Origin of the sequence: Roseovarius atlanticus, from assembly GCF_001441615.1 — a bacterium.
GTDB lineage: Bacteria > Pseudomonadota > Alphaproteobacteria > Rhodobacterales > Rhodobacteraceae > Roseovarius > Roseovarius atlanticus.
In genome coordinates this window covers 1-11,951 of record NZ_LAXJ01000014.1, presented here as the reverse complement: position 1 = coordinate 11,951, position 11,951 = coordinate 1, and the positions used below count along the sequence as shown (strand labels likewise).

The following is an 11,951-nucleotide window of genomic DNA, read 5'->3' as shown; positions in this document are numbered from 1 at the left end:
CTGACCTTGGAGAGCCTTCATGGACGATCAGACCCCCCAACCCGGCCCCGACAGCAGCTACCGCGTGACCGCCGACGAGCTGCGCCAGTTCATCGAACGGTTCGAGCGGCTGGAGCAGGAGAAGAAGGACATCGCCGAGCAACAGAAAGAGGTGATGGCCGAGGCCAAGGCGCGCGGCTATGACACCAAGGTGATGCGCAAGGTGATCGCGCTGCGCAAGCGCGACAAGGACGACATCGCCGAGGAAGAGGCGGTTCTGGAGATGTACAAGGAAGCCTTGGGGATGTGAGTGGGCCGTGTCGGGGCGGGCACCTGGCGCAGCAGCGCGTGGGTGTTCACCCACCCTACGAGGCCGGCAGGCAAGTCGCCCTCAGGGCGCGATGAAATTGACGCCTTGGATGCGCTCGATCTCGTAGACGTCCTCGTCATACGCCTCTGACAGGGCTTCGACCAGCTCTTCGGTCCAGCCGGGCAGGTCGAGCTCTTCCTCGATTTCCTCGTCCTTGACGAACTTGTCGAGAAAGGCCGAGATCACGCGCCGTTTCTGGGTTTCCGTCATGCCGGGATGCGAGGCGAGATAGGTTTCGAATCGCTTCATGCCGGCAGAGGTCATGATCTCTTCCAGCAGGGCGAATTCGCCCTTGAACGATGAATGCGGGTCGAGCCCGGCCATCTCGCGCAGGACCTGCGCCCAGACCAGGGGCGTGTCCTCGTTGCACCAGATGGTGATCGGCATGTCGGGAAAATCGCGCCTGAAGCGCGCGATCGTCTCGGACCAACGGAACTGCGCCGGGTCGACCCCATTGAGGAAGTCCGCCATCGTGTCATGCGGCGTCTTGGCGAAAAGCGCCGGCAGGTGCGTGGCCGGGTCGCGCAGGGCCAGGAAAAGCTCCAGCCCGTCATTGGCAAAGATCTGGCGAAACGCCTCGATCCGCATTTCGGCGGCGGGATAGAACATGCCCTGGCCCACGGCCATCTTGGGCGTGCCGAAAAAGGCCTGGTTGGACAGAACCAGCCGGTCATTGCCCGCGTCGTGGTTGATTGCGCCAAGCACGTCGTCGCGGGTCTCGGATGTGATCCCGCTTTCGGTTACTTCGTTCAGGACATCGCGCAGAAGTTTGCGATAGGTCTTCGGATCGGGCACGTCGGTGCCGATCTCGGCCAGCAGGTCGCGGTTTGCCAGCAGGGTGTTGATCAGACGATCCTCGTCCGTCATATGCGCGCCGGCGTGGATAACAACCTGCATACTGGACACTCCCGTTTTTTCGTCCGCGGGCGCAATATAGAGGCTTTTCCGGGCAGTTAAACCGCTTTCGGGGCCGACTGGGCAAGTCCAGATTTCATCTTGCGGATCGTGCCGGGGATGCGTAATCAGGCGGTCAGTGCCCCTATAGCTCAGCTGGTAGAGCAACTGATTTGTAATCAGTAGGTCCGCGGTTCGAGTCCGTGTGGGGGCACCAGTCCTACCCGGCCTGCCGCCTTTGAAAAGCCGAGGCCGGGGAGTGGCGAAGTTCGCTCTCCAGAAAGCACGTTCTGCACCGGTTATCCGCCGTCGGAGTGACTCGTCGCGCTCGCGAGAGGGCTGCACGCGTCCGCATGTGCCTCCGTCCCAAAGAAAACGTGATTGGACCTGTGATCGGTGCTCGGGGCTTAATTACGGTATAGGAACGGTACGTCATTTCAAAAAGGATCGGGTGATGGGACGAATTTCACGACTGGCGGCGCTGGCCTGTCTGCTGCCGGGGGCCGCGCTGGCGGCGGAGGGCGAGCGGATCGAGGTCAGAGGCGAGATCATCGACACCTGGTGCTACTACTCGGGTGTCATGGGCGGGCCGGAGGCCGTGGTGGGAACCGCGCATCACACCTGCGCGCTGTGGTGTTCGGCGGGCGGCATCCCTGTCGGCCTTCTGGGCGAGGATGGCGAGGTCTACATGGTGCTGAAGATCGAGGGTGACGACGCTTCGGCCAGTGGGGACACGCAGCTGCGGCTGGCCAGCCACGAGGTGACGGCGGACGGGATGCTCTACGAGCGGGACGGGCTGAATTACCTGGTGGTCGAGGAGGTGGTGACCGATCACGGCATCACGAACCTGAGCCACGACATCTATGGCCCCGTGCCGGGCTTTGCCATCCCCGAACCGGCGAAATGAGGAGAGCGACCATGAAACGGATTGCGATAACAACGGCCGTGATCTGCCTCGGTCTGCCCGCGATGGCGCAGGATTTCTCGGAAGGATCCGAGGCGAAATCCTGGAACCTGGCGGCTGAAAAACCGGCGCGGTTCGAGGCGACTGTGGTGGACATGCTGTGCGAACTCACCGGTGACTGCGCCGAGAATTGTGGTGATGGGAAGCGCCAGCTGGGGCTCTTGCGGGCGGCGGATGACGTGCTGATCTATCCCAACAAGAACAGCCAGCCGGCCTTTACCGGTGCGGCGCTGGAACTGGCGCCCTATTGTGGCGCGACGGTCGAGGTGGACGGGCTGATGATCGAGGACCCGGAGTTGGGGGCCACGAATATCTACCTTGTGCAGAAGATCCGCGAGGTGGGCGAGAGCGAGTGGGTGACGGCCAACAGCTGGACCAAGAAATGGGCCGAGGCACATCCGGATGCCGAGGGGGAGGGCCCCTGGTTCCGGCGCGATCCGCGCGTGAACGGCATGATCGAAGAGAGCGGCTATCTGGGTCTTGGGTTGGAGGCGGACGCGGCCTTTATCGAGGAGTGGTTCTGATGCGGGCGGTGCCGGCCATCGCGGTGACGCTATTGGCTGGAATGGCGTTGGCCCATGACGGTGAAGATCATGGGCAGGGCGCCACGACCTTGCCCGACGACCGGCTTGCGGCCGCGCTGAAGGACGCGCCGACCGCCCTGCCGTGGCAGGTCGGCGGGCCGTTTGAATTGACCGATCATACAGGCAGAACGCGGACGCAGGCGGATCCGGAAGGCCGGCATCAGCTGCTGTTCTTCGGCTATGCCAACTGCCCCGGCATTTGCAGCGCGGCCTTACCGTTGATGGCTGATGCGGTGGCGGAGCTTGAGGCGGGCGGCGTGGAGATGGCGGCGCTTGTGGTGACGATCGACCCCAAGCTCGACACGGTCGAAACGATGGGGGCATCGCTGGCCAAGGTCTCGGACGATCTGCTGGGGCTGACCGGCACGCCAGAGGCGCTGGACGTGGCCTATCAGGCATTCCAGGTGGAGTTCGAGCATCTCTTCGACGACCCCGAGCACGGGCCGATCTATAGCCACGGCAGCTTTATCTATCTGCTGGACCCGGAGGGCGAGGTGCTGACCCAGGTGCCGCCCGTGCTGCCGCCCGAGCAGGTGAGTGCGATCGTGCGGAAATACGTGGGGGGCTAGGAGGTCCCGGATCAGGTCCGGGACGGGTTGTGCGAGTTGGCTGGGACGTCCCGGATCAAGTCCGGGACGTGTTGGTGCGAAGTGGCTGGGAGGTCCCGGGTCGAGCCCGGGACGGAGTCTTGGCGCGGATGCGCCAAGACTCCGCTTGCACGCCCCATCCACCATCAATAGATAGCCGGAGTGATTTTGACCGCCGCGGACGCCTCCGCGGCCTTTTTGCAATGGAAGGACGAACATGCAGGTCACAGAGACGCTCAATGAAGGGCTGAAACGCGGCTACACGATGAAACTGTCGGCCAAGGAGCTGGACGACAAGGTCATGGACAAGCTGAAAGAAGCGCAACCCGATGTCGAGATGAAGGGGTTCCGCAAGGGCAAGGTGCCGCTGCCGCTGCTGAAAAAGCAGTTCGGCGAGCGCGTCATGGGCGAGGCCATGCAGGAAGCCGTCGACGGCGCCATGAGCCAGCACTTCGAGGAGAAGGGCGAGCGCCCGGCCGCCGAGCCGGCCGTGAAGATGGTCAACGAAGACTGGAAACCGGGCGACGATGTCGAGGTCGAGATGACCTATGAGGCGCTGCCGGACATCCCCGAGGTGGACCTGTCCAAGGTGAAGGCCGAGAAGCTGGTCGTGAAGGCCGGTGATGCCGAGGTCGACGAGGCGCTGCAGAACCTTGCCTCCAGCGCGCAGGACTTCAAGGACCGCAAGAAGGGCACCAAGGCCAAGGATGGCGACCAGGTCACGATCGATTTCGTGGGCCGTGTCGACGGCGAGGCCTTCGAGGGCGGCAGCGCGGAGGATTACCCGCTGACGCTCGGTTCCAACAGCTTCATCCCCGGTTTCGAGGAACAGCTGGTCGGCGTGAAGGTCGACGAGGAGAAGGTGGTCAAGGTCAGCTTCCCCGAGGAATACCAGGCGCCGCATCTGGCGGGCAAGGACGCCGAGTTCACCTGTACCGTGAAGGCGGTGAAGGAGCCGGTCGCCGCCGAGATCGACGATGCGCTGGCCGAGAAGTTCGGGGCAGAAAGCCTGGACGCGCTGAAGGAACAGATCGCCGAGCGGCTGGAGGCCGAGTACGCTGGTGCCGCCCGCGCGGTGATGAAGCGTGGCATTCTCGACCAACTGGACGGGCTGGTCAGCTTCGAGCTGCCGCCGAGCATGGTGGAGGCGGAAGCCAACCAGATCGCGCATCAGTTGTGGCATGAGGAAAACCCTGATGTGGAAGGCCACGATCACCCCGAGATCGAGCCGACGGACGAGCACAAGACGCTGGCCGAGCGTCGCGTGCGTCTGGGCCTGCTGCTGGCTGACCTGGGCCAGAAGGCCGAGGTGCAGGTGACCGATCAGGAAATGACGCAGGCCGTCATGGAGCAGGCGCGGCAATATCCGGGGCAGGAGCGTGAATTCTTCGAGTTCGTGCAGAAGAACCCCCAGATGCGCCAGCAACTGCGCGCCCCGATCTTCGAGGACAAGGTCATCGACCACATCGCCAGCGAGGCCAAGATCACCGAGAAAGAGGTGTCGAAGGACAAGCTGGAGAAAGAGGTCGAGAAGCTGGAAGACTGAGGTCTGCCGGTTATCGCTTTAGGGAAGGGGCCGTCCGGTGGGGCGGCCCTTTTTCGTTTTGGGTGCTCGCAAGTTAAGCGACGGGTCGGAGGGCAATGTTCGCTCTGAGTCCTTGTGAGCCATTGGTGTCGAGCCCCCAAGCCGGTTAACAGCCGCGAAGCGGCCCGGCCATCGTCAGCCCCTCCCTCGGGCTGGCGATTTGGCTGAGGCTGGGCGCACCGATCGTTCAGAGGATGTGTTTGGCAGGCATAAAGTGCTACAGAATTGCCGTCGGATCGCCACCCCAGGGGCTGACGCTCGCCTGGGGCGTGAACGGCAGCAAAGTCTCGCAGAGCTGACCCGTCCCCGGCCTGACCCGGGACCCCCTGCGCCAGGAGATCCCGGATCAGGCCCAGGATGACGTCCGACAATTTCCGCCGCTTCCGCGACGCTTGATGATCGAACGAAAAAGGCCGCCCACACGCGGTGGGCGGCCCTGTCACGAGGCGATTTGCCTACGCTTACTTGTCTTCGCTCTCTTCGTCCGATCCGTCCTCGTCCGACGCGGTCTCGTCCTCGACGGCTTCGGCAATGTGCTCGTCCTCGGAGGCGGCGGCGCCGATGTCGTCGAACAGCTCGGCGATCTCGAAATCGGCGGCTTCCTCTTCCTCGGCGGCCACGTCCTGGATGGTGCGGCCCGACGCCTGAAGCTCGGCCTCTTCGGGCGAGCGGGCGACGTTGAGGACGATATGCGCCTCGACCTCGGGGTGCAGGTGCACCTCGACGTCATGCAGGCCCAGCGTCTTGATCGGCTGACGGATCAGGACCTGCTTGCGATCGACCGAGAAGCCTTCCTCGGTGGCGACGGCGGCGGCGTCACGGGTCGAGACAGAGCCGTAGAGGTTGCCGCCATCGGAGGCCTGGCGAATCACGACGAATTTCTGTCCGTCGAGACGGGCCGCCAGCGCTTCGGCCTCTTTCTTGGATTCGAGGTTGCGCGCCTCGAGCTGGGCTTTCTGCTCTTCGAAGGACGCGATGTTCTCTTTCGAGGCGGTCAGCGCCTTGCCTTGCAGCAGCAGGTAGTTGCGGGCGAAGCCGGGCTTCACCTCGACCACATCGCCCATCTGGCCCAGCTTGGCCACGCGTTCGAGAAGGATGACTTGCATGGGTCTTTCTCCTTATTTCACGGCGTAGGGCAGCAGGGCGAGGAAGCGGGCGCGCTTGATGGCGCGGGCCAGTTCACGCTGCTTCTTGGCCGAGACGGCGGTGATACGGGAGGGCACGATCTTGCCACGCTCGGAAATGTAGCGTTGCAGCAGCTTGGTGTCCTTGTAGTCGATCTTGGGTGCGTCCTCGCCAGAGAACGGGCAGACCTTGCGACGACGGAAAAACGGTTTCGCAGCCATGGTTTAGTGTCCTTTCTTCAAGCGATCAGGGGCGACGTTCGCGGCGGTCGCCACGCTCGTCACGTTTCTGCATCTGAACCGAGGGGCCTTCCTCGTGCTCGTCGACCTTGACGGTCAGAACGCGCATCACGTCCTCGTGCAGGCGCATCAGGCGTTCCATTTCCTGCACGGCCTCCGACGGGGCGTCGGTGCGCAGGAAGGCATAGTGGCCCTTGCGGTTCTTGTTGATCTTGTAGGCCATCGTCTTGACGCCCCAGTACTCGGATTCGACGATCGTGCCGCCGTTGTCCGTGATCACGGTGCTGAAATGTTCGACAAGGCCTTCGGCTTGCGTGTTGGACAAGTCCTGACGCGAGATAAAAACATGCTCGTAGAGCGGCATGTGGGTTCCACTTCTGTCTGGGCGCATTTCAAAGGCGGGCCATCTGGTCCTTTCGCGGCCCGTCCACGAGAGACTGCGCGGTTCGATATACGTGCGAAAGGAAGTGGGCGTATACGACGCATTCTTGCACTTGGCAAGAGGCGTCGGCAGCCGCGAAATTGCCCGGCCTCTGCCCGGGTGCAGCCCCTGGTCCGCCGCATTTTGGTCTCGATTGATGCGCAGGCTTGACCCAACGACCAGATGGGCAAGGACAGACCGATGGCACATGCATTCGATACGCGTTTCGAGGACCAGCCGCTGACCGATATGGCAGCGCAGGACGAGACCATATCCAGCAGCCCGCGGCGGGCGTTGATTGCCTGCGCCGGGGCGGCGCTTTGCATGTCGGCGGGCGGGCTGTGGCTGGTGCCGTCCGAGGACGCGGCGATGCAACTGATCAAGCTTCTGGCATCCGTGGTGCTGCTCTTGGGCGGGCTGATCCTGTTCAATGGCCTGAACCGCGCAGACTCGGCCCCGGAAGTGCAGATCGACCCGGTCAAGCGCCAGCTTCGCGTCTATGAGTACGATGCCAAGGGCCGCTCGACCCTGAAGGCCTGCCACGATATCGACGCGTTGCAGGAGCTTTCGGTGGACAAACGCAAGTTGCGGGCCCGCGATGCGTCCGGCGTTTTGGTGCTGGAAATGCCGATCGGATCCGAGGAAGAGGCCAGCGCCATTCGCAGCGCGATGCCGCGCGCCTGCTGAGCGGATCTGTTCATCGCTCCACACGATTTGTTCAAATCTTGCACCTTGCTCGTGGCGTGGAATGCATCATGTTCGCTGGGGAACGAACACTGCACCATGAAAGGAGCACATTCATGAAGACCATCGCATTCGCCACTTCGATGGCCCTTGCCGGCCTGTCGACCGCCGCATTGGCTGCGCCGGAGCAATACAATCTGGACCCCAGCCACAGCCAGGTGGTGTTCACATATGAACACCTGGGTTTCTCGACCACCTACAACGTCTTTACGGGCTTCGAGGGCGAGATCATGTTCGATCAGGAAGACCCGGCGAATTCCAGCGTGTCGGTCTCGATCCCGGTGATGTCGATGTATACCGGTTGGGAAAAGCGGCTCGAGCACTTCATGAGTGAAGACATGTTCGGTGCGGAAGAGGGCGACATGATCACCTTCACCTCGACCGGTATCGAGGTGACCGGCGACACCACAGCCGAGATCACCGGCGATCTGACGATGAATGGCGTAACCAAGTCTGTTGTTCTGGACGCTCAACTGAACAAGGCCGACGCGCATCCGATGCAGGAAAAGCAATGGGCAGGGTTCGATGCAACGACGACGCTGCTGCGGTCGGATTACGGGCTGGACTATGCCGCGCCGGCGGTCAGCGACGAGGTTCAGGTGATGATCTCGATCGAGGCCGAAAAGGCGGAATAAGCCTTAGCCGATATTCGGTACATCAAGGGCCCGCATCACAGGATGCGGGCCTTTTTCATGCGTGCGGGAGGCGGGGGAGGTCCCGGGTCAGGCCCGGGACCCAGCGTGACTGGCCCTAGCGTTCGGCGGTCAGTTCGAAGCGGATATCGACCGAGGCGCCGACGTTGCCTTCGCTTTGTCCGCCGACCCCGAAATCTCGCCGGTCCACCGTCAGACCGCCCGAGGCGGTGGCGGTGTCGCCGTCGATGCTGAGCTCGAAGGGCATCTCGACGGGAACGGAATTGCCTTTGATCGTTAGCGTGCCGGTGGCGACATGCCCGCCATCGCGCGACACAAGATCGGCAGAGAAGGTGGCCGTGGGATGGTCTTCGGCGGCGAGGTAGTCGGAGCCCTTGGCGTCGCTGGTCACTGACCCGAGCGTGAGCGAGGCGATGGTCACAGTCACATCGACGGTGCCGTGTTTGCCCTCGCTGTCGGCGGTCTCGTCATAGACGATCTCGGCGGTCCAATCCTCGAACTGGCCCGTCACCTCGGACCCCATTTGCACCACCGTCAGGCCAAGCGTGCCTTCGGTGACGGTCCATGCATTTTCGGCGGTCTCGGCCGGGGCGGTGGTTTCAGTGGTCTCGGTCCCTGCGCTTGCGGTCTCCGTGGACGGGTCTGGAGCGTCGGCCCCGGCGGTCTGCGCCTCTGCGGTTTCGTGCGAGAAATAGCCCAGTGCACCGCCCGTGCAGAGGGCCGCGGCCCAGATGACAAGCGCCGCCACGGCTGGCAGGACATGCCCGGGCTGACGGACCGTCGGCTCCGCCGTGGTGCGGCCAGGCAGCATCCGGCGCAGGGTGGCGTCGCGGTCGATGACGTGATGCTTCAGCGCCCCGGCGATATGGGCGGCGAGGCTGAACCACAGCACCCAGTTCAGGATATAGTGCAGGGAGGCGAATGTATGGGCCAGCCCGTCATCCTTGGGCACGAAGGGCAGGGATTGCCCGAAAGGCCACCAGATCGGCGCAAAGCCGGTGGTCGCGGCGTGGTGGATCCAGCCGGTCAGCGGCACCGCGACAAGCGAGCCGTAAAGCAGCCAGTGCACCGTTTCGGCGGCCCGCGCCTCGACCGGCTTGTCGCCGTTCAGCAGGCCCGGCTTGGTCTGGCCCATGGCCCACAGGATACGCAGCAGCGCCACGAAGAACACCGTCACGCCGATTGTCTTGTGTAGGGAAAACAGGAAGGCTGCGCGCGAGACGTCGGCCTCGGTTGTGGCGATGTCGGGGTTGCGCACCGCGTGGGCGAGGTCGTTGGCAATAAGGCCCAGCGGGATGGCTGAGAGAATCAGGAGCGCGGTCAGCCAGTGAAAGGTCTTGGTGACGGCACCGTAACGGTCGTGCGCATTGGCGAGGGGCATGGTGATGGCTCTGCTATGTCGGAAACTTTCGGCTGCAATCTAGCCGAGCGCGGGGCCGGGGCAATGATTGCCTGCGCACAGGCGACGTGCGGATGGGGCGGTTTTTCCACCCGCGACATTGCACCGCCCGGCGCGTCACGCTATCGGAGGGCATTGAACGGGAGGGCAAGGGACCATGAGCAAGGCATTCGTATTTCCCGGGCAGGGCGCGCAGACGGTCGGGATGGGCAAGGCGCTGGCCGACGCCTATCCGGCGGCAAGGGCGGTGTTCGACGAGGTCGACGAGGCACTGGGAGAGGCGCTGAGCGCGCTGATCTGGGAGGGCGACCAGGAGACCCTGACCCTGACGCAGAACGCGCAGCCGGCGCTGATGGCCACCTCGCTGGCGGCGATGCGCGCGCTGGAGGCCGAAGGTGTGAGCATCGAGGCGGCGTCACTGGTGGCGGGGCATTCGCTGGGCGAATATTCCGCGCTTGCCGCCGCCGGAGCGCTGAGCGTGAGCGATTGCGCGCGTCTTTTGCGCACGCGCGGTCAGGCGATGCAGGCCGCCGTGCCGGTGGGCGAGGGCGCGATGGCCGCGATCCTGGGGCTGGATTTCGCCACGGTGAGCGAAGTGGCCGAGGCCGCCGCCGCGAATGGTGGCGTGGTGCAGGCGGCCAATGACAACGATCCGGCGCAAGTGGTGGTCTCGGGTCATGCCGCTGCGGTGGAAAAGGCGGTGGAACTGGCCAAGGAAAAGGGCGCCAAGCGTGCCATGCTGCTGCCGGTCAGCGCGCCGTTTCACTCCGCGCTGATGGCGCCTGCCGCCGATGCGATGGCCGCCGCGCTTTCGGAGGTAACGATCAAGGCGCCGCGCGTGCCGGTGGTCGCCAACGTGACGGCCAGTGCGGTTGAGGACCCGGCACAGATCCGGGAACTCTTGGTCAAGCAGGTGACGGGATCGGTGCGCTGGCGCGAGTCGGTCGAGTATATGGGCGCGCAGGGCATCACCCAAGTCTGGGAGATCGGCGCGGGCAAGGCGCTCATTGGCATGGTGCGCCGGATCAACCGCGACATTGACACGCGCGCGGTGGGCACGCCCGAGGATGTGAGAGCGGCTGCCGAGTCGATGGCCGGCTGAGCCGGGACCAAGAAAATGGGATTTTCTTGTCAAATTTCTTCTGAAAGAAATTTGGCGCCAGACGAAAGGGATCAAGACAGATGTTCGACTTGACGGGAAAGACGGCGCTGGTGACCGGCGCATCCGGGGGCATCGGCGGAGAGATTGCCAAGGCGTTGCATGGCGCAGGCGCGACGGTGGGGCTGTCGGGCACACGGGTCGAGCCGCTGCAAGCGCTGGCCGGCGAGCTGGGCGAGCGGGCGCATGTGCTGCCCTGCAACCTGAGCGACCCGGAGGCCGTCGATGCGCTGCCGAAACAGGCCGCCGAGGCCATGGGCAGCGTCGATATCCTGGTGAACAACGCGGGGATCACGCGCGACCAGATATTCATGCGGATGTCGGACGAAGAGTGGCAGAACGTGATCGACGTGAACCTCACGGCCACCATGCGTCTCTGCCGGGGCGTGATGCGTCCGATGATGAAGGCGCGCTGGGGCCGGATCATCAATATCAGCTCGATCGTGGGCGCGACGGGCAACCCGGGGCAGGTGAACTATGCCGCCTCCAAGGCAGGGATGGTGGGCATGACCAAGTCCATCGCCTATGAGGTGGCCAGCCGCGGGATCACCGCTAACGCGGTCGCACCGGGCTTTATCGCCACGGCGATGACCGACAAGCTGACCGACGAGCAGAAGGACAAGATCAACGCGCAGATTCCCGCCGCCCGTATGGGCACGCCCCAGGAAATCGCCGCCGCCGTGCTGTACCTTGCCAGCCCCGAGGCGGGCTATGTCACGGGGGCCACGCTTCATGTGAATGGCGGCATGGCGATGCTCTGAGCCACCGCGCCGCCGCAAAGAAACAAGGGCAGGGGAATCCATTTGCCAATCGCGCCGCATATGCTATAGGCGGCGCAGTTTACGCTGGGGTAATACTGTATTACTCCGCAAATGCCCGTTATACGGGTCATGCAAGCCGCCCGGTCAAGGGGCATACTTAGCTGCTTGTCCACAAGGGCGAGGGCACATAAAACGGGCGAGTGACCCGGCTGAAGATGAGGAACGAAACATGAGCGATATCGCAGACCGCGTAAAAAAGATCGTGGTGGAACACCTGGGCGTCGAAGAAGACAAAGTGACCGAGAACGCCTCGTTCATTGACGATCTGGGCGCGGACAGCCTGGACACGGTCGAACTGGTCATGGCGTTCGAAGAGGAATTCGGCATCGAGATCCCCGATGACGCGGCCGAGAACATCCAGACCTTCGGCGACGCGGTGAAGTTCATCAAGGAAGCGTCGTAAGCCGCGACGCGCGACAGATTTCCG

The 11,951-nt window shown here is 63.6% G+C and carries 15 protein-coding genes and 1 tRNA gene; 11 read left to right on the top strand and 5 right to left on the bottom strand.

Going from position 1 to position 11,951, the window contains the following annotated elements; translation table 11 throughout:
* Positions 1 to 19: 19 nt before the first annotated feature.
* Complete coding sequence (locus XM53_RS13535; RefSeq protein ID WP_057794192.1) at positions 20 to 289, top strand: DUF2312 domain-containing protein; 270 nt, start codon at positions 20 to 22, stop codon at positions 287 to 289.
* An 81-nt stretch (positions 290 to 370) separates the two neighbouring features.
* Here XM53_RS13535 and XM53_RS13530 read toward each other — a convergent pair whose 3' ends face one another.
* The gene (locus tag XM53_RS13530; protein WP_057794190.1) at positions 371 to 1,246 is read right to left on the bottom strand and encodes a hypothetical protein; all 876 of its coding nucleotides are present in this window, start codon (positions 1,244 to 1,246) and stop codon (positions 371 to 373) included.
* A gap of 138 nt (positions 1,247 to 1,384) precedes the next feature.
* On the opposite strand from XM53_RS13530, the gene XM53_RS13525 reads away from it, so the two are divergent.
* From XM53_RS13525 to tig, 5 genes are all read left to right on the top strand, one after another.
* Positions 1,385 to 1,460 (top strand) — tRNA-Thr (locus XM53_RS13525).
* Between the two features lie 237 nt (positions 1,461 to 1,697).
* A complete protein-coding gene (locus XM53_RS13520; RefSeq protein WP_057794188.1) occupies positions 1,698 to 2,150 on the top strand; it encodes a hypothetical protein in 453 nt (150 codons plus the stop codon).
* Positions 2,151 to 2,161: 11 nt separating this feature from the next.
* Positions 2,162 to 2,731, top strand: a complete 570-nt coding sequence (locus XM53_RS13515) for a hypothetical protein (RefSeq protein WP_057794186.1) — start codon at positions 2,162 to 2,164, stop codon at positions 2,729 to 2,731.
* A complete protein-coding gene (locus tag XM53_RS13510; protein ID WP_057794184.1) occupies positions 2,731 to 3,360 on the top strand; it encodes an SCO family protein in 630 nt (209 codons plus the stop codon). Before XM53_RS13515 ends, XM53_RS13510 begins: the two co-directional genes overlap by 1 nt.
* A 235-nt stretch (positions 3,361 to 3,595) precedes the next feature.
* On the top strand, positions 3,596 to 4,924 hold the full coding sequence (gene tig / locus XM53_RS13505) for a trigger factor (protein ID WP_057794182.1): 1,329 nt from the start codon (positions 3,596 to 3,598) through the stop codon (positions 4,922 to 4,924).
* A gap of 500 nt (positions 4,925 to 5,424) precedes the next feature.
* Here tig and rplI read toward each other — a convergent pair whose 3' ends face one another.
* The 3 genes from rplI to rpsF are packed head-to-tail and all read right to left on the bottom strand — an operon-like array spanning position 5,425 to position 6,691.
* Positions 5,425 to 6,069, bottom strand: coding sequence for a 50S ribosomal protein L9 (rplI, locus tag XM53_RS13500; protein WP_057794180.1), 645 nt, complete (start codon positions 6,067 to 6,069; stop codon positions 5,425 to 5,427).
* 12 nt (positions 6,070 to 6,081) lie between these two features.
* Positions 6,082 to 6,309 (bottom strand): 30S ribosomal protein S18, encoded by a 228-nt coding sequence (gene rpsR, locus XM53_RS13495; protein ID WP_057794178.1) that lies wholly within the window; start codon positions 6,307 to 6,309, stop codon positions 6,082 to 6,084.
* Between the two features lie 25 nt (positions 6,310 to 6,334).
* A complete protein-coding gene (gene rpsF / locus XM53_RS13490) occupies positions 6,335 to 6,691 on the bottom strand; it encodes a 30S ribosomal protein S6 (RefSeq protein WP_057794176.1) in 357 nt (118 codons plus the stop codon).
* Positions 6,692 to 6,949: 258 nt separating this feature from the next.
* Here rpsF and XM53_RS13485 point away from each other — a divergent pair, with 258 nt between their 5' ends.
* Together XM53_RS13485 and XM53_RS13480 are read left to right on the top strand one after the other, a co-directional pair.
* Positions 6,950 to 7,435, top strand: coding sequence for a hypothetical protein (locus XM53_RS13485; RefSeq protein ID WP_057794174.1), 486 nt, complete (start codon positions 6,950 to 6,952; stop codon positions 7,433 to 7,435).
* Positions 7,436 to 7,548: 113 nt separating this feature from the next.
* Positions 7,549 to 8,127: a YceI family protein gene (locus XM53_RS13480; protein WP_057794172.1), complete on the top strand. Its 579-nt coding sequence runs from the start codon at positions 7,549 to 7,551 to the stop codon at positions 8,125 to 8,127.
* A gap of 115 nt (positions 8,128 to 8,242) precedes the next feature.
* Here the strand turns inward: XM53_RS13480 and XM53_RS13475 are convergent, their stop codons facing one another.
* Positions 8,243 to 9,526, bottom strand: coding sequence for a cytochrome b/b6 domain-containing protein (locus XM53_RS13475; RefSeq protein WP_057794170.1), 1,284 nt, complete (start codon positions 9,524 to 9,526; stop codon positions 8,243 to 8,245).
* A 175-nt stretch (positions 9,527 to 9,701) separates the two neighbouring features.
* On the opposite strand from XM53_RS13475, the gene fabD reads away from it, so the two are divergent.
* From fabD to XM53_RS13460, 3 genes are all read left to right on the top strand, one after another.
* Entirely contained in the window at positions 9,702 to 10,646 is a 945-nt protein-coding gene (fabD, locus tag XM53_RS13470; RefSeq protein ID WP_057794168.1) for an ACP S-malonyltransferase, read from the top strand.
* 80 nt (positions 10,647 to 10,726) lie between these two features.
* Positions 10,727 to 11,464, top strand: coding sequence for a 3-oxoacyl-[acyl-carrier-protein] reductase (gene fabG / locus XM53_RS13465; RefSeq protein ID WP_057794167.1), 738 nt, complete (start codon positions 10,727 to 10,729; stop codon positions 11,462 to 11,464).
* Positions 11,465 to 11,693: 229 nt separating this feature from the next.
* Positions 11,694 to 11,927 carry an acyl carrier protein gene (locus XM53_RS13460; RefSeq protein ID WP_057794165.1) on the top strand — a complete coding sequence of 78 codons (234 nt, stop codon included), beginning with the start codon at positions 11,694 to 11,696 and terminating at the stop codon, positions 11,925 to 11,927.
* Positions 11,928 to 11,951 lie beyond the last annotated feature (24 nt).